This window comes from Mesorhizobium sp. M0037 (assembly GCF_040323635.1).
GTDB lineage: Bacteria > Pseudomonadota > Alphaproteobacteria > Rhizobiales > Rhizobiaceae > Mesorhizobium.
This window is the reverse complement of sequence record NZ_JAMYVB010000010.1, coordinates 132,735-148,937: the sequence shown is the minus strand read 5'-3', so window position 1 is coordinate 148,937 and position 16,203 is coordinate 132,735. Positions and strand designations below refer to the sequence as shown.

At 62.0% G+C, this 16,203-nt stretch carries 15 protein-coding genes; 9 read left to right on the top strand and 6 right to left on the bottom strand.

Features of this window, described 5'->3' with window-relative positions; genetic code table 11:
* The first annotated feature begins 27 nt into the window (after positions 1-27).
* The 3 genes from rpiA to gor all read left to right on the top strand — a co-directional run bounded on the left by rpiA (position 28) and on the right by gor (position 2,879).
* Entirely contained in the window at positions 28-759 is a 732-nt protein-coding gene (gene rpiA / locus NKJ78_RS17085) for a ribose-5-phosphate isomerase RpiA (protein WP_352459006.1), read from the top strand.
* Entirely contained in the window at positions 746-1,363 is a 618-nt protein-coding gene (locus NKJ78_RS17080; protein WP_023668979.1) for a DUF2059 domain-containing protein, read from the top strand. The genes rpiA and NKJ78_RS17080 overlap by 14 nt, the downstream gene beginning before the upstream one ends.
* Positions 1,364-1,487: 124 nt before the next feature.
* A complete protein-coding gene (gor, locus tag NKJ78_RS17075) occupies positions 1,488-2,879 on the top strand; it encodes a glutathione-disulfide reductase (RefSeq protein ID WP_352459007.1) in 1,392 nt (463 codons plus the stop codon).
* A 73-nt stretch (positions 2,880-2,952) separates the two neighbouring features.
* Here the strand turns inward: gor and mgtE are convergent, their stop codons facing one another.
* Together mgtE and NKJ78_RS17065 are read right to left on the bottom strand one after the other, a co-directional pair.
* The gene (mgtE, locus tag NKJ78_RS17070) at positions 2,953-4,320 is read right to left on the bottom strand and encodes a magnesium transporter (RefSeq protein ID WP_023818901.1); all 1,368 of its coding nucleotides are present in this window, start codon (positions 4,318-4,320) and stop codon (positions 2,953-2,955) included.
* Between the two features lie 289 nt (positions 4,321-4,609).
* Entirely contained in the window at positions 4,610-6,496 is a 1,887-nt protein-coding gene (locus NKJ78_RS17065; RefSeq protein WP_352459008.1) for an ABC transporter ATP-binding protein/permease, read from the bottom strand.
* Between the two features lie 604 nt (positions 6,497-7,100).
* Here NKJ78_RS17065 and NKJ78_RS17060 point away from each other — a divergent pair.
* Complete coding sequence (locus NKJ78_RS17060; RefSeq protein ID WP_023682515.1) at positions 7,101-7,535, top strand: hypothetical protein; 435 nt, start codon at positions 7,101-7,103, stop codon at positions 7,533-7,535.
* 6 nt (positions 7,536-7,541) lie between these two features.
* Here NKJ78_RS17060 and NKJ78_RS17055 read toward each other — a convergent pair whose 3' ends face one another.
* A complete protein-coding gene (locus NKJ78_RS17055) occupies positions 7,542-8,222 on the bottom strand; it encodes a DsbA family oxidoreductase (protein WP_023688489.1) in 681 nt (226 codons plus the stop codon).
* Between the two features lie 49 nt (positions 8,223-8,271).
* Positions 8,272-10,092, bottom strand: coding sequence for an extracellular solute-binding protein (locus tag NKJ78_RS17050; RefSeq protein ID WP_023750695.1), 1,821 nt, complete (start codon positions 10,090-10,092; stop codon positions 8,272-8,274).
* Positions 10,093-10,352: 260 nt separating this feature from the next.
* Here NKJ78_RS17050 and NKJ78_RS17045 point away from each other — a divergent pair, with 260 nt between their 5' ends.
* A complete protein-coding gene (locus NKJ78_RS17045) occupies positions 10,353-10,976 on the top strand; it encodes an invasion associated locus B family protein (RefSeq protein WP_023668972.1) in 624 nt (207 codons plus the stop codon).
* Positions 10,977-11,057: 81 nt separating this feature from the next.
* Here NKJ78_RS17045 and hspQ read toward each other — a convergent pair whose 3' ends face one another.
* A complete protein-coding gene (hspQ, locus tag NKJ78_RS17040; RefSeq protein WP_023668971.1) occupies positions 11,058-11,381 on the bottom strand; it encodes a heat shock protein HspQ in 324 nt (107 codons plus the stop codon).
* 224 nt (positions 11,382-11,605) lie between these two features.
* Here hspQ and NKJ78_RS17035 point away from each other — a divergent pair, with 224 nt between their 5' ends.
* Positions 11,606-12,568: an AEC family transporter gene (locus NKJ78_RS17035; protein WP_023741221.1), complete on the top strand. Its 963-nt coding sequence runs from the start codon at positions 11,606-11,608 to the stop codon at positions 12,566-12,568.
* Here the strand turns inward: NKJ78_RS17035 and NKJ78_RS17030 are convergent.
* Entirely contained in the window at positions 12,545-13,756 is a 1,212-nt protein-coding gene (locus NKJ78_RS17030) for a UbiH/UbiF family hydroxylase (RefSeq protein ID WP_023750694.1), read from the bottom strand. The two genes, NKJ78_RS17035 and NKJ78_RS17030, sit on opposite strands and share 24 nt — an antisense overlap.
* Before the next feature lie 95 nt (positions 13,757-13,851).
* Here NKJ78_RS17030 and NKJ78_RS17025 point away from each other — a divergent pair, with 95 nt between their 5' ends.
* The 3 genes from NKJ78_RS17025 to pcsA are packed head-to-tail and all read left to right on the top strand — an operon-like array spanning position 13,852 to position 16,195.
* Positions 13,852-14,739 carry a DUF2182 domain-containing protein gene (locus NKJ78_RS17025; protein ID WP_352459009.1) on the top strand — a complete coding sequence of 296 codons (888 nt, stop codon included), beginning with the start codon at positions 13,852-13,854 and terminating at the stop codon, positions 14,737-14,739.
* Positions 14,740-14,753: 14 nt separating this feature from the next.
* Entirely contained in the window at positions 14,754-15,368 is a 615-nt protein-coding gene (locus tag NKJ78_RS17020; RefSeq protein ID WP_023706821.1) for a DUF1326 domain-containing protein, read from the top strand.
* Positions 15,365-16,195 (top strand): phosphatidylcholine synthase, encoded by an 831-nt coding sequence (gene pcsA / locus NKJ78_RS17015; protein ID WP_023668966.1) that lies wholly within the window; start codon positions 15,365-15,367, stop codon positions 16,193-16,195. Before NKJ78_RS17020 ends, pcsA begins: the two co-directional genes overlap by 4 nt.
* Positions 16,196-16,203: the final 8 nt, after the last annotated feature.

Below are 16,203 nucleotides of genomic sequence, written 5' to 3'. Positions count from 1 at the left end.
GAACCAAGCCAAACCCCCGGGGCGAGCATGGATGCGAGGCAGTTGAAGGTCGAGGCTGCGCGGGCTGCCCTTGCCCATGTCAGCGACGGCATGCGCATCGGCATCGGCACCGGGACGACGGCCGACGAATTCGTGCGGCTGCTGGCCGAAAAGATCGCCATTGGCTTGTCCGTCATCGGCGTGCCGACGTCGGAGCGCACTGCAGCCCTTTGCCGCGAACTTGGCGTGCCGCTGTCGACGCTTGACGAAACGCCCGAGCTCGACCTCACCGTCGACGGCGCCGACGAGATCGACGCGGCGCTGACGCTGATCAAGGGCGGCGGCGGCGCGCTGCTGCGCGAGAAGATCGTCGCGGCGGCATCTCAGCGCATGATCGTCATTGCCGATCGCTCGAAGATGGTCGACACCCTTGGCCGGTTTCCCTTGCCGATCGAAGTCAACCGGTTCGGCCTGCGCGCGACCGAAATCGCGGTCGCGGCAGCGGCCAAAAGTCTCGGCCTTTCCGGCCCGGTTACATTGAGGATGACGGGGGGCCAGCCTTTTGTTACAGACGGCGGCCATTTTATCCTCGATGCATCTTTTGGCCGCATTCCGGATACAAGAGCGCTTTCGAATGCTCTCCATGCCATTCCTGGTGTGGTCGAGCATGGTCTTTTCATCGGGCTGGCGTCAGCGGCCATCATCGCCGGCGACGACGGCATCCAAACCGTCCATGCCGCCCGAAAACCAGGGAGTTCTACCGATCATGATGTTGCATAACCGGGTTCGCAATCTTTGCGCCGTTCTGGCGGCTTCGGCCGTTTTCGCCTTCTCTTCCCCGGCGTTCTCGCAGGAGATCACGGAATCGCATCTGAAGGCGGCACGGGCGGCGGTCACGGCAATCCACGCGACCGACTCGTTCGACAACATCCTGCCGCAAGCAGCGGCCTCGCTCGAGCAGCAGCTTATCCAGAAGAACCCTGATATGCAGGAGCTGATCGGCAAGACCGTCAGCGAAAAGGCACTGGCGCTGGCCTCGCGCCGTGCCGATCTGGAGAAGGAAGCAGCGCTCGCCTATGCCAAGGTGTTCTCCGAGAAGGATCTCACCGACATCGCCGCCTTCTACAATTCCGATGCCGGCAAGAAGCTGCTCGACAACGGCCCCAACGTGACGCGCGAACTGGTCAAGGCCGCCGACATCTGGCAGAACGGCCTGGCGCGCGATCTCGCCCAGCAGGTCGGCGAAACGCTGGCAGCAGCCGCGAAGGCCGCTGCTCCGGCCGCGCCTGCGCCGGATAACGCAACTGCCCCCGCCGATGGCGCTGCACCTGCCGACGGCGATGCGCCCGCAGACGGTGACCAGCCGGAAGCGCCGAAGAACTAAGACGTCTGATTTCGCCACCGGCATCCTTGCCGCTGGACCAGAAAGCTCGGTGGAAACCGGGCTTTTCTTTTGGCTTCATGCGGCCTACCTGTCGCAAACATTTCCTGAGGCAAGGAACAGCAGCATGGCCGGTTACGACTACGATCTCTTCGTCATCGGCGGCGGCTCCGGCGGGGTGAGAGCGGCGCGCGTGGCGGCAGCGCTCGGCAAGCGTGTCGGCATCGCGGAGGAATACCGCTATGGCGGCACCTGCGTCATCCGTGGCTGCGTGCCGAAAAAACTCTATGTCTATGCCTCGCAATTTCCCGAGCATTTTGCCGACGCCGCCGGCTATGGCTGGACGGTGCCGGAGGCGAGCTTCGACTGGCCGACGCTGGTCGCCAACAAGGACCGCGAGATTGCCCGTCTGGAAGCGATCTACGAAAAGAACGTGAAAGGCGCCGGCGGCGAGACGTTCCACTCGCGCGCCATGCTGGTCGACCCGCATGTCGTGCATCTCCTGGGCGATGACCGCACCGTCACCGCCGACCAGATCCTGATCGCCACCGGCGGCCGGCCGGCGCCGCACCCGGCGCTGCCCGGTCACGAGCATTGCATCTTTTCCAATGAGGTTTTCGACCTCAAGCAACTGCCGAAGGCGATCATGATCGAGGGCGGAGGCTACATCGCCGTCGAATTCGCCAATATCTTCCATGGCTTGGGCGTCGACACCACGCTGGTCTATCGCGGCAAGGAGATACTGTCACGCTTCGACATGGACCTGCGGCACATGCTGCACGAAACCATGGAAAAGAAGGGGATCAAGATCCTCTGCCACGCCGTGTCGGAATGGGTCCGCAAACGGCCGGACGGCAGGCTGGATGCGTTGGTCACCGGCGGCAAGGTGCTGACAGTCGACCAGGTCATGCTCGCCATCGGCCGCCTCCCAAACACCGAGAATATGGGCCTGGAAGGCGTCGGTATCGAGCTCGGCATAACCGGCGCCATCGTTGTCGACGAATATTCCCGCACCAACATCGACAACATCTGGGCGATCGGCGACGTCACCAACCGCGTGCAGTTGACGCCGGTGGCGATCCACGAGGCCATGTGTTTCATCGAGACCGCATTCAAGGGCAATCCGACCGCGCCCGACCACGACACCATTCCGACCGCCGTCTTCTCACAGCCGGAGATCGGCACCGTCGGGCTGTCCGAGGACGATGCCGTCAAGCGCTACGCCGATATCGAAATCTACCGCGCCACATTCCGGCCGATGCGGCACACGCTGTCGGGCCGCGACGAAAGGATGCTGACGAAGCTGGTGGTCGATGGCGCCACGCGAAAAGTGCTCGGCGCGCACATCCTCGGGCCGGACGCCGGCGAGATGGCGCAGTTGCTCGGCATTCCGCTGAAGGCCGGCGTCACCAAGGATGATTTCGACCGCACCATGGCCGTCCACCCGACGGCAGCGGAGGAACTGGTCACCATGTACAAGCCCACCTACCGCGTGAAGAACGGCGTGCGGGTCGATTGACGCCCGCGCGCTCGATCTTGAAGAACCCCCCATGGCAGCCGCTGTGCCACCGCGATGGGAGGCCTGAAGCTTATTACAACAAAGTGCCGCGCAGGATGACCAGCGCCACCGAGAAATAGATCACCAGGCCGGTGACATCGACCAGCGTGGCGACGAACGGCGCCGAGGCGCTCGCCGGATCGAAGCCGATCCGTTTCAGCGCGAACGGCAGCATCGACCCCGACAGCGAGCCGAAGGTGACGATACCGACAAGGGCTGCCCCCACGGTCGCCGCGATCAGCGGCCAATGCGGCCCATAATCGTAGAAGCCCATATACTGCCAGAGCGCGATGCGGCAGATGCCGACCACGCCAAGCATGGCGCCGAGTACCAGGCCGGTTGGCAATTCGCGCAACGCCACCCGCCACCAGTCACGAAGGCCGATCTCGCGCAGCGCCAGCGCGCGAATGACGAGCGAGGTCGCCTGCGAACCGGAATTGCCGCCCGAGCTCATGATCAGCGGAATGAACAGAGTGAGCACGATCGCCTTCTCCAGTTCGCCTTCATAGCTTTGCATGGCGTTGGCGGTCAGCATCTCCGAGATGAACAGCGCGCACAGCCAGCCGCCGCGCTTCTTGATCATCGCGAGAAAGCTCATCTTCATGTAGGGCTCGTCGAGCGCCTCCATGCCGCCGAAACGGTGCGCGTCCTCGGTCGTCTCCTCGATCATGATGTCGATGATGTCGTCGATGGTGACGATGCCGAGGATCTTGCCGTGGTCGACGACGGGAACCGCGAGCAGGTCATATTTGGAGATCGTCTGCGCCAGTGTCTCGCGATCGGTCAGCGGCGTCACCGTCACCGGGGCGCGATCCGGCGCCACCGACAGGATCGGATCGTCCGGCTCGCCGGTGATCAGCCGGCGCAGGCCGGTCGAGCGCACCAGCACATGCGTGTCTGGATCGACGATGTAGATGGCGTAGACGGTCTCCCGCGTCCGCTCCACCTTGCGGATGTAGTCGAGCGTGCGCCCGACGGACCAGTCCGACGGCACGCTGACGAATTCGGTCGTCATGATCGAGGCGGCGCTGCCTTCGGGATAGCCGAGAATGGAAAGCAGCGTTGCCCGCAGCGGCGGGACCAACCCGCCGAGCAGCTCGGAGCTCGCCGGTTCGTCCAGTTCGCGCAGGATATCGGCGGCGCGGTCGACCGACATGGCGGTCAGGAGCTTGCACGCTTTGGCGCGCGGCAGCGCCTCGGCCAGATCGGAGGCGCCGTCGAGTTCAGGCTGGTCGAAGATCTCGACCAGCCGCTCGAACGGCATTTCGCAAAGCAGTTCTATCGCGGTATCGCGAGATTCCCGGTTCAGGGCCTCGACGACATCGGCGACGTGATCATTGGCAAGGATACGCGCGATAGCGACGGCATCGTCGCTTGCTACGACGGGGGTAAATTCGTTCATGGCTCACTCCTTGCCGTCCGGCGGGACGTGAGCCGTTAGAGGTCACATCGAGGCGGACGGCGGTTGCGTTCGACTACTGTCGCCAGGCATGGCGCGGTGACCTTTCTGCTCGCGGGTTCGAGTTGGAATTCAGCGAGCGGGCGCAACATAGGAGCGCATCTTGGCGAGTCAATCGCGGGGGTGGCGGAAAACAGCCGGGAGCCGCCCAATCGCGAGACTGTGATGATTATTGAAGGGGGAGGGAGCGAGTGCCCCGCCGCCAGTGGCGGAACGCGCTTCGGCGTGGCTGCTATTTCTGCTTCAGCCGGCGTGAAAAACGCATCCATTTGTCCTCGACCGGCCGCGGCTGCGTAAGGATGGTGGTGAGCTCGCGCGGAAGGTTCGGAACAAGCGGCCTCTTGGTGGCGACGCCGTCGGCGATCGCGACCACGCTGTGGTAGAATTCCTCGCCCGAGGCCGAGCGTGGCGCCACCGCCTCATGCATGATGCTGATCACCGTGACATCGGGACAGTTGTCCTTGATGGCCTGGTGGAAGGCGATCTTGCCATCCGGATCGAGCGCGCCGGTCGCTTCGTCGAGGAACAGCAGTCCCGGTTGCTGCAGCACGATGCGGGCCACCACCAGCTTCTGCTTCTGGCCGCCGGACAGCAGCTGGTCCCAGATCTTTCCCTCGCGGCTTTCATCGGCCATGTGTTCGATGAAATCGCCAAGGCCGGCCTTGTGCAGGGCTGCCGCGACCTGCGCATCGCCATAGTCGTCCTCGGAGCCGGGCAGGCACACCAGCTGCTTCAGCGACACCTGCTGCAGCTTGACCTCCTGGGCGGCATAGAAGCTCCTCACACCGTCAGGGAAGACGATGGTGCCGCGGCCATAAGGCCACAAGCCGTTGATCGCCTTGATCAGCGAAGTCTTGCCGCAGCCGGATTCGCCCTTGAGGAATGCCCACTCGCCGCGCCGAAAGCGCAGATTGGCTGCGCTCAGGAACGGCGTGGCGTCTTCACCCTGATGCGCCAGTTCAAGCTTCTGGATGGTCAGGCCGAAGACCGGGTTCTGGCTGGCATAGTGGAAATCGGAACGGCCGGTCTGGCTGTAGAATTCCTGCGGCTGTTGGACGTTTTCAATGGCGTGCGCCAATTCAATGACGCGCTGGCTGTTGGCCCGCAAGGTGGCGAGACTCGGCATGACATGGATGAACCAGGAACATTTGCTGATCAGCGCGTTGACCTGCTCGGAACCGGTTATGTAGCCCTTGAGGTCGACGCCGTTGTGGATGAACGGCACCAGACCAGGTCCGTAGGCGACAACTTTGGCCCCGACGAAATTATAGACCGATTCGAATCCCGCATAGAGGGTGTTGACGATGTTGAGCTTCGACCAGGTGGTATCGATATCCAGATAGAGCCGTCCATGTATCGTCTTTTGCACGTCTTCGCCTTGCGACGCCGACACATGGAAACTGCGGCGCAACAAGGTGATCAGCTCGCTGCGATAGGTGCCTTCGGCCTTCTGCATCCTGACATTGAGCCACTCCAGCATTCCGCCGAGTTTGATCGCGATCCAGGTATTGACGGGCACATAGATGGCAACTGCCAGCAGAGCGAGGACGGCGCTGCCATAGCTGCCGAGGGCATCCAGGCCTTTTACCTCCACGGAATTCGCCAGCAAAGCGCCGCCGACAAAATAAAGTGAGGTGAAGACGCCGAAGACACCTTGGGCAAGCCCGATGGCGCCGCCCGCCATGTCTTTGATCGATTCCTGCAAGCGCTGATCGATGTTGTCGGGCGCTGGCGCATCTGGCGAGCCATTCTGAGCGTGGTAGTGCGTATGGTTGGTATCGAGCAGCGCCGCATTGAAACGCGCGTTCAACCAGGCGCGCCATTTGCGATGCAATGTCGCCGATACAAATTTGCAGGCGCCTATGATTCCCATGTCCTTGAACACGACCAGCAGCACAAGCAGGCCGGCATTGGTAAGCACCGATTCAAGGGGCGTGGTATTCGCGGCGTCGTGAAAAAAACCGATTGAGGCTGCCAGTTCGCCCGCCAACACGGTAAACCAGACGTCGGCCTTGCTCGACAGGGCTATGATGAGTGCGAGGACGACGGTAAGAGCCCAGGCCTCTCTCCACCGGTCCGAGAACCAGTAGGCCCGCATCAGTCCCCAGAAGGTCCGCATCGATGATACTGGCGTCAGGGGCGACGGCCCGGCGGGGGCGTCGCGGTTCCAAAGTGCCGATATTGAACGTCGCGGTCTGTCGACCCGAATCACAATCCCGCCCAAACCTTTTTTAGTTTTGTTACGGATAGTAACACCAATTGATCATTTTCTATGAATTTTATGCCGGCGAATGTGAGGCAGCCCACCCCCGTTGCCATGAGGCAACAGTTGGTGCTGCGAGACCGCCGTCTTTGGGCCGAATTTGTCCTTTGTTTCAATGTGTTGCGAGAACGCTCAGATGTGCAAAAATATTCCCTGAGGGAAGGCTCATACACGGCTTTGTGACCAAAAGGCCTGCCCGTCGGCCGGTTTTCCCACCGCGCGCTAACCGGATCGCCCGAAAAATTGCCGTCCGTGATCGCCCCAGGTCGCCCGAATCATTTCACCGGCCATCACGGTTGGGCACGCAAGATCGTCGCTCCTGTAAAGCGACTGTTCATGAGGGGGCACGCGCTTTTTAGCTGCAGCTCAACACCGTTTGACAATCAAGCGCACTGGAATGAACCTTGCCGGGCAATGTCGGCACCGATGCATGTCCGGTCCCCAACAAGGAAGCTCCCCAATGCTTGCACGCGCAGCCGTTCCCGCAATGGTGACGCTCTTTGCCTGGCTGCCTCTTGCGCATGCCGTCAGCCAGACCATTCCGGCAAGCGCCGAAGGGCAAATCGAGTTCAATGCTCCGTCCGGCAACATCGGCTGCATCTACACGCCGAAGGGCGGCACCAGCACCTACGAACCACAGGATGGCGGTCCGGAACTGAGCTGTTCGCGCGTCGAGCCCAGCTACGTCACCGTGATCCTTGGGCCGAACGGCCCGGCGACATTGATCAAGAATCCGGGAGAGCAGGGCTGCTGCAGCGATGTCGCGAAGCTGGCCTATGGCAACAGCTGGAGCAAAGGGCCGTTTACCTGCCAGTCGTCAACCAAGGGACTGACCTGCACGGGCAGCAACGGGCATGGCTTCTTCCTCAGCAAAGCCAAGGTGACGGTGAAATAACTTCGGTCAGCCGGCCTTTTCCAGCTCGCCCTTGGCCTTTGCGGCCGCGACTTGGCGGATGGCATCAGTCAGCGTGTCGGCGTCCTGCGCGCCCATGACGGCGTATTTGCCTTCGAGCAGGAAGCACGGCACGCCAGTGATCCCCATCCGCGATGCCGTGGCGATTTCTGTGCGCACCTCCTCGACGTCGGCATCGGTCGGCAGGAGCGTTTCGACCACGGCAGCGTCCATGCCGGCCTCGCGGGCGGCATCGATCAGCACGGCGTGGTCGCCAATATTGCCGCCTTTCTCGAAATACAGTTGGAACAGCCGGCGCACGAGCCGGTTCTGCACGGCTTCACCGGCGGCACCGGCCCAGCGGATGACACGATGCGCGTCCAGCGTGTTGGCGGCGACCTTGATGGCGTCGAAAGCGAAATCGATGCCTTCGGCTTCGCCGAGCGGCTCTACGCGGGCATGCATCTGACGGATGCGCTCGTCGCTGCCGAATTTGGCCAGCATGTATTCGCGCCGGTCCTTGCCCTCGGGCGGGATGGTCGGGTCGAGCTGGAACGGCCGCCAGCGCACATGAACCTCAACGTCGCCGGCAGCGGCAATCGCTTTATCCAGCCGCTTCTGGCCGACGAAGCACCAGGGGCAGACGACGTCGGAAACCACGTCGACGGTAATGGAATTGTCATCGCTCATCTTGATCTCCTGCAGCCGAACGTTTCAGCGAGACCGATCTCGGCCACGCTCAGTTCGGCTTGCGCCACCAGGTCGGCCATTGATAACCGAATATGGGCGTCTTTTTGGGATGGTCCAGGTAATTCCAGTAAGCGAGCCATTGCTGCGCGTTGTACTGCATCGGCACCATGTAATTGCCGGAGATCAGCAATCGGTCGAGCACGCGCACGGCGGCGACATAGTCTTCCTTGGTCCGTGCTCTCAGCATCGCGTCGATCGCCGCGTCGACCGCCGGATCGGCGACGCCGGCCAGATTGAATGAACCTTCTCTTTTGGCCTCTGAAGAACCCCAGCGAAGGTTCTGCTCCATACCGGGAGACAGCGAGTTGCTGAACCCGCTCGACCCGACAAGAACCTCAAAGTCGAAACGCTGCTTGCGCGACTGGATCTGGTCGGCCTCGAGGCTGCGGATGGTCACCGCGATGCCGATCTTTTCCAGCGAGCGCTGATAAATGGCGGCAAAGCGTTCCTCGTCCTGCGAGGCCGTCAGGATCTCGAAACCGAAGGGAGTTCCCTTTGGGTCCAGCAGGACACCATCCCTAACGGCGTAGCCCTGGCTCTTCAGCAGGTCGAACGCCACCTTCATCACCTTGCGGTCCTGGCCGGTGCCGTCATTCACCGGCGGGCGCCAGCTGCCGTCCATGACATCGGCCGGCACGCGGCCGGGGTAGGGCGCCAGCAGCGCCTTTTCCCTGTCGCTGGCGGGATGGCCGAGCGCGGAAAGTTCGGAATTCTGCCAGTAGCTCATCGTGCGCGTGTACTTACCGCCGAACAGGTTCTTGTTGGCCCATTCGAAGTCGTAGAGCATGCCGAGCGCGCGCCGCACCTCCGGATTGGAAAACTTCTCCAGCCGCGTGTTGAACAGGAAGCCGGTCACCACGGGCGGTATGCCGGTGTCGAAGGTCTCGGCGATCACCTCGCCGCGATGAAAGGCGGGAAAATCGATATCGCGCTCGCGCTTGACCGGATCGCCCTCATCGTAAATGGCGCAGATGCCTTTCTTGAACGCTTCCGTCTTGGCATTGGCGTTGAGGAAGTACTCGATGGTGATCTGGTCGTAATTGTCGAAGCCGCGCTTGGAAGGGATGTCCTTGCCCCAGTAATTCGGGTTGCGCTTGAACACGATGCGCTGTCCCGGCTGCACCTTGTCGATGATGTAGGGACCGCTGCCGATCACCGGCTTCAACGTCGTCTTGTCGAAGGTATCCTTGTTGAAGGCGTGCTTTGGGATGATCGGCGTCAGCGCGATGATCAAGGGGGTCTCGCGATTGGCCTTGTCGTTGAAGGTGAAGCGCACGCTGTGATCGCCGGTCTTTTCGAGCTTGGCGATCAGGCTCATGCGATCCCTGTAGGGCGGGCGGCCCTTGTCGGTGAAGACATCGTAGGTGAACAGCACGTCATCCGGCGTCACCGGGTCGCCATCGGACCACTTTGCATTTGGGTTGAGATGGAACTCGATCCACTTGCGCTCGGGATCCATATCGGCTGTGTCTGCGAGCAGGCCATAGAGGCTGAAGGCCTCGTCGTAGTTGCGCATCATCAACGGCTCGAAGACGAGATTGCCGAAAATGAGGTCCTGCATGCCGCGCGCCGTGGTGCGCAGGCTCTTCAGGATGAACGGGTTCAGATTGTCGAAGCTGCCGACGACGCAGTAAGTGATGTTGCCGCCCTTCGGCGCATCGGGATTGACGTAGTCGAAATGCTGGTAGTCGGCTGGCAGCGCCGGCTCGCCCTGCATGGCGATGGCATGTTTCGGTTCCGACATCGCCACGCCGGGTGCAAAGGCGAAGAACGAAATTGCGGCGATCAGCCAAACAAGAATGCGGCCCATGACCGTCTCCTTACTGGGCGGCTTGATGATTCGGAGTGCACCCTAACATGGCGCCGCGGCGCTCCGGCCAGATACATCAACCCAAATCGCACGACCCAAATTGCGAGGCCAAGAATTGCAGGCGGCGGGCTGGATTCGGCTGCTCATGCAGTGTAACACGCGCTCCGAAGTCATTCTGTTGCCTCAATTCGGCAACAGGTAGCAGGACCACACGGCGCGAAGAAGCCGGTCCCGGGATCATTTGAGAGGAAATGCACGACATGACGAGCCTGAACAGCAACGCATACCGCCTTTCGGTCCTGGCCGCGGGCGTGGTCGGCTTTCTGGGCGCCGGACTTCCCACCGCTTCGGCACAGCAACAGATTCCGCAGGGTTGGTTCAAGGCCTGCACCAAGCAGGAAGATGTCGACATCTGCAATGTCCAGAACATCATCACTGCCGGCAACGGCCAGTTCGTCACCGGCGTCAGCCTGATCGAGTTGAAGGGCAAGGTAAACCGCAAGGTCTTCCAGGTCACGGTTCCCCCAGGTCGCCTGGTGCCCCCCGGCATCGCCCTGCAGATAGACGCCGGCAAGGCGACGAAGCTGGATTATGTCATTTGCTTCGCCGACCGTTGCGTTGCCGAAGTGCCGCTGACCGACGCGCTCGTCGCGTCCTTCAAGAAGGGACAGGCGATCACGCTGACCTCGATCAACTTCCAAAGTCAGCCAAATCCCATCAAGGTTGCCTTGACCGGCTTCAGCGGCGCCTTTGACGGCGCGCCGCTGCAGCAGTCGGACATCGAGGATCGGCAGAAAAAACTTCAGGATTTCGTCGTCAAGAACAACCAGGACTTCGCCAAGAAGCTCAAGGACGAGCAGGCCAAGGCCAAAGCCGCCAACTAATCGCCGGGACAGATACCGGAGCGACAAAAAGCGGGGTCATGCCCCGCTTTTTTGTTGTCGTCACGTCGATGCAAGGTGATGTCAGTGTCTCGACTGGCGTTTCGGCTCGTAGCGTCCATCCGGCCGCTTGTCGAACATCTCGCCGATCTGCGGATGACGGACCGGCTCACCTGATTGGTCCTCGAGCAGGTTCTGCTCGGAGACATAGGCGATGTATTCGGTTTCCGAATTCTCGGCGAGCAGATGGTAGAACGGCTGGTCCTTGCGCGGCCGCACGTCGGCCGGGATGGCTTCGTACCATTCGTCGGTGTTGGCGAATTGCGGATCGACATCGAAAATGATGCCGCGGAACGGAAACAGCCGATGACGAACCACCTGTCCGATCGAAAATTTGGCCGTTTTCATCATACTCACCACTAAGCCTCTAGAGCGCCCGGCCTCCCCTCGAATGTGCGAAGAGCGCTCTAAGGCTTTGAATTTACACACACCGTGGCCAAAAATCGAGCCCGACTTAGGTCTGGGATCAGGCTTTATTTGGCGCAGATGGCGTGTCAGTTCAATGCCGAAGCGCTTGACGCCCGATGAAGCTACGGGCTAGCCCGGTCCCGGGGTTTCGGGCCAGGGCAAAAATGTCTGACATTGTCGGTCTTGTTCTTCCGTTCTTCGGGCTGATTTTCATCGGCTTTCTGGTCGCGCGCATGACCAGGCAGCCGCTGGAAGCGCTTGGCTGGATGAACACCTTCATCGTCTATGTCGCGCTTCCTGCCCTGTTCTTCCAATTGCTGGCCCGCACGCCGTTCGAACAGTTGACCGAATGGCGCTTCATCTTCGGCTCGGTATTTTCCACCTACACGATCTTCTCGATCATGTTCGTATGGTCGGTGACGGCGTCGCGCGGCGAGATCGCCCAGTCGACGATCAAGGCGCTGGCCGCGGCCTACGGCAATATCGGCTATATGGGGCCGGGGCTGGCGCTGCTCGCCTTCGGCGAACAAGCGGCGGTTCCCGTCGCGCTGATCTTCTGCTTCGAAAATATCATGCATTTCGCCATCGCGCCGATGATGATGGCGCTGTCGGGCGACGACAAGACATCGCCGTGGCGGCTCATCCTCGGCGTAGTCAGGAAAATCGTCCTGCACCCGTTCATCATCGCGACCGCGCTTGGCGTCGGCGCGGCCTATCTCGGCTTTCACCCACCGCAGCCGGTCGATCGCCTGCTTGAATATCTTTCGCGGGCAGCCGCCCCTTGCGCCCTGTTTGCCATGGGCGTGACGCTTGCGCTCCGGCCGCTCAACCGCGTGCCGCATGAGCTGGCGTCGATCGCGGCGCTGAAGCTGATCCTGCATCCATCGCTCTGCTACGTCGTGCTGAGCTGGATCGGGAACTTTTCCGAAATCTGGGTTTTTTCAGCCGTGCTTTTGGCGGCATTACCGACCGCAACCAACGTCTTCGTCATCGCCCAGCAATATGGCGTCTGGGTGCAACGCGCCTCGGCCAGCGTGCTGATCACCACCTGCCTCTCGGTGCTGACGGTGACCGGGCTGCTCTACATGATCCGCCACGGCATCTTACCGCCGGACCTGTTTCCCTGAACCGCCGGTAAGCGCCGCAAAGCCGCTGCCCGGCCTCAAGCCTTCGCGCATGAAAAAGGCGCGCAGCGGCGCGAAACTGCCGAGCACATTGAGGCCGGCGCTGCGTGCCATCTGCGCCGGCAGCATGTCCGAAAGCAGCGACATGTTGAGCAGATTGACCGCGCCGGAACGCGCCAGAATGTCGGGACGGCGCCTGGAATCATAGGCGGCCAGGGCCTTCGCGGCGCCGGGGTCGTCGCGATTTTCACCAGCGATTCCAATCAGATCCTCGATGTCCCTGATGCCGAGGTTGAGACCTTGGGCTCCGATCGGCGGGAATACATGTGCAGCCTCGCCGACCAGCGCCACCCGGTTTTGCGCGAAGCGCCCCGGTGATGCCGCAGAAAGCGGGTAAATTTGTCGGCCGGGCTCGACCGACACCCGGCCCAGCATCGACTGCATCTGCTGCTCAACACGCTCGGAAAGCGTCGCGTCATCGAGTGCGGCGAGGTCCTTCGCCGTCTCCGGTTTCACCACCCAGACGAGGCTGGAGCGGTTGCAGGGCAACGGCACCTGGGTGAACGGCCCGGTCTCTGTGTGGAACTCGGTCGAGGTGAAGCCGTGTTCGCTGCGATGGCCAAAATTCAGCACCAGCGCCGCTTGGCGGTAGGATCGCACCGAGGCCACTATGCCTGCCGCCTCGCGCGCCGGCGACAGGCGCCCATCGGCAGCGACCGCAAGCGCGGCCGAGACTTCGCGACCATCAGTCAAGACGGCATGCGCCTGATCGGCGTCCAGACGCCAACTCTCGACCATCGACGTCAGCCATTCGATGCCGGGATGCGCCGCGACGGACTTGGCCAGCGTCGGGTTCAGCGCACTATTGGGCAGGTTGAGCCCGAACTGCTCCTCGCCGATCTCTATGGCGCGAAAAGTCACCACCGGGCTGCGGATCAGCCGGCTGGTCGCATCGACGATGCGCATGACCTTCAGCGGCGCGGCCTTCGGCGCAAGTTCGGCCAGCACGCCCAGCCGATCGAGAACCTTGAGAGCAGGGTTCATCAGCGCCGTGGTCCGGCCATCGGGCCCGCCTGCTTCGGGTCCGACCAGGGTTACCGGAAAGCCCGCCTCGGCGAAACCGAGCGCCGCGATCAGTCCGGCAGGGCCGCTGCCGGCTACCAGTATCCGTGCTGTCTCGCGATGATCCAAATTGGACTTCCAGTTTGCGATGCAGGTGTCTACCCATGGATATAGGTCAGACCATGCGGCTTGATCAACGCGGCGATTAGGCTCATTCGGTTGTCATGACCGGCCAGCAGGACGATTTCAGCCATCTCGACCGCGCCGGCCGCGCCACGGCAAGCCTGGCCCGCAGCCCCCGCCTGACGGTCAACATCGCCATCGCCGGCGGCATTCTGCTCGCCTGGTTCATTCTCGGCGCCATGGCGATCCGCGGCGCCGAAGGCCGGCTCCCCGGCGTACCAGGCGATGTGGTCCTGCGATATCTGCCGCAACTGCCGCTGCCGGATGTCCTCGACCGCTTCTTCGGCATGTGCCTGACGCCCGCACCACTTGATGCCGGCGGCGCACCGGTTCTGGCGCTGATCGTGATGTGGTTTTTGATGGCCGTGGCGACGATGCTGCCGTCGGCGGCGCCGATGATCCGTACCTATTGTGAAATCGCCGACACCGCCCGCATCAAGGGCGAGCCGGTGGCCCACCCGCTGGTCCTGGTTGCCGGCTACCTCTCGACATGGCTTGTCGCCTCTATCGGCTTCGCGGTGCTGACGTTGCTCGTCCACGCATTTGCGTCCTCCGCTCGATTGCTCGATCCGGTGAGCGGCCTTGCCGCGGCGGCCGCGCTGCTGGTTGCCGGCCTCTACCAGTTCAGCAGCCTCAAGCAGGCCTGCCTGACAAAATGCCGGAACCCGTTCTCGACACTGTTTTCCAACTGGAGCGCGGAGCCGGGTGGCATCTTCCGGCTAGGGCTGAAGCAGGGCCTGTGGTGCCTCGGCTGCTGCTGGGCGCTGATGCTGGTGATGTTTGCCGTCGGCGCGATGAACGTGTTCTGGATGGCGCTGATCGGCCTGTTCACCTTGATCGAAAAACAGACCACCGGCAGCCTTCCAACCCGAGTGGCCGGTGCGATACTGCTTGTCTGGGCAGTCGCCCTGCTAGTAGTCTCGGCATGACGGGGGATAATTCCATGGCAGAGCAAGGCTGGGCAATGAAAGGAGAGCTCGTACTCTCCTGCAATTGCACGGTTTTTTGTCCTTGCGTACTGTCGCTTGGCAGCCATCCGCCGACGGAGGGTTATTGCCAGACCTGGGCGGGCTTCCGCATCGACGCAGGCCATTTCGGCGAGGTCGACCTGTCCGGCCTCAATCTCGGTCTGGTCATGGAAATCCCAGGCTACATGAGCCGCGGCAACTGGACCGCAGGCCTGTTCATCGACAAGCAAGCCTCCGTCTATGCGGTGAAAGCGCTGACCAGGATCTTCACCGGGAAGGCCGGCGGAACCACCGCGCTGTTGTCGATCCTTGTCGGCAAGTTCCTCGGCGTCGAGCAGGTGCCGATCACCTACGAGACGCGTGACAAGACCCGTATTTTCCAGATACCGAAGATCATCGACGGGGCGGTCACACCGATTCCCGGCAAGGATCGCGAGAAGGATACCGTGATCGGCAACTCGGAATACTGGATCGCGCCGGAGATCATCGTGGCCAGGTCCGATAAGAGCAAGATGCGGGCTTTCGGCCGCAACTGGAACTTTGCCGGCCGCTCGGCCGAAATCTGCAAACTGGATTGGCGGGGCCCGTGAGCAAGAACACAACGGCCAGAAACGCCGCCAAAAAGATCACCGACCGGATACCCAGGCCGAAGAAAAAGGTCACCTGGCCGCAGGCGCGGGCATTCTCGGTGCATCTGTTGACCGCGTCTGGCTCGTTCCTGGCCTTCCTGTCGCTGGTGGCGGCAAGCGAGCAACGCTGGACGGCGATGTTCTGGTGGCTGGGGTTGGCGCTGTTCGTCGACGGCATAGACGGGCCGATCGCGCGCAAGCTCGAGGTCAAGGAGATTTTGCCGACCTGGTCGGGCGAGCTCCTCGACAACATCATCGACTATGTCACCTACGTGCTGATCCCGGCCTTCGCACTCTACCAGCGCGGCTTCATGGGCGAAGGGCTGTCGTTCCTGTCGGCGGCCATCATCGTGGTGTCCAGCGCCATCTATTATGCCGACACCGGAATGAAGACGAAGGAGAACTTCTTCAAAGGCTTTCCGGTCGTCTGGAACATGGTCGTGTTCACGCTGTTCGTCATCGAGCCCGGACAGTGGGTGTCCTTCGGCGTCGTCGTGGCGGCCGGCATCCTGACCTTCGTGCCGATCAACTTCATCCATCCCGTGCGGGTGGTGCGGCTGCGGCCAATCAATCTTGGCATGACGCTGCTCTGGTGCGCTTTCGGTGCGCTGGCGCTGGCGCAGGCGGCCCTTGCCGCCTTCTACGACCAGATCGGCGTTTTGGGCGAACAGGTCAGCGTCTTTACCAAGGTCGGCATCACCATCACCGGACTTTACCTCGCCTGCATCGGCGGTATCATGCAGTTCTTCCCCAAACTCGGCGCCAAGCCGGACACTAAGAAAGCCTGACCGCAGGA

Bases quoted from the DNA above. Each gene is read 5' to 3' on its own strand.
- NKJ78_RS17035 (WP_023741221.1), top strand. From the start codon at position 11,606: ATGTCTGACATTGTCGGTCTTGTTCTTCCGTTCTTCGGGCTGATTTTC.
- NKJ78_RS17055 (WP_023688489.1), bottom strand. From the start codon at position 8,222: ATGAGCGATGACAATTCCATTACCGTCGACGTGGTTTCCGACGTCGTC.
- NKJ78_RS17060 (WP_023682515.1), top strand. From the start codon at position 7,101: ATGCTTGCACGCGCAGCCGTTCCCGCAATGGTGACGCTCTTTGCCTGG.
- hspQ (WP_023668971.1), bottom strand. From the start codon at position 11,381: ATGAAAACGGCCAAATTTTCGATCGGACAGGTGGTTCGTCATCGGCTG.
- NKJ78_RS17025 (WP_352459009.1), top strand. From the start codon at position 13,852: ATGACCGGCCAGCAGGACGATTTCAGCCATCTCGACCGCGCCGGCCGC.
- NKJ78_RS17020 (WP_023706821.1), top strand. From the start codon at position 14,754: ATGGCAGAGCAAGGCTGGGCAATGAAAGGAGAGCTCGTACTCTCCTGC.
- gor (WP_352459007.1), top strand. From the start codon at position 1,488: ATGGCCGGTTACGACTACGATCTCTTCGTCATCGGCGGCGGCTCCGGC.
- NKJ78_RS17065 (WP_352459008.1), bottom strand. From the start codon at position 6,496: ATGCGGACCTTCTGGGGACTGATGCGGGCCTACTGGTTCTCGGACCGG.
- rpiA (WP_352459006.1), top strand. From the start codon at position 28: ATGGATGCGAGGCAGTTGAAGGTCGAGGCTGCGCGGGCTGCCCTTGCC.
- NKJ78_RS17050 (WP_023750695.1), bottom strand. From the start codon at position 10,092: ATGGGCCGCATTCTTGTTTGGCTGATCGCCGCAATTTCGTTCTTCGCC.
- NKJ78_RS17080 (WP_023668979.1), top strand. From the start codon at position 746: ATGATGTTGCATAACCGGGTTCGCAATCTTTGCGCCGTTCTGGCGGCT.
- NKJ78_RS17045 (WP_023668972.1), top strand. From the start codon at position 10,353: ATGACGAGCCTGAACAGCAACGCATACCGCCTTTCGGTCCTGGCCGCG.
- mgtE (WP_023818901.1), bottom strand. From the start codon at position 4,320: ATGAACGAATTTACCCCCGTCGTAGCAAGCGACGATGCCGTCGCTATC.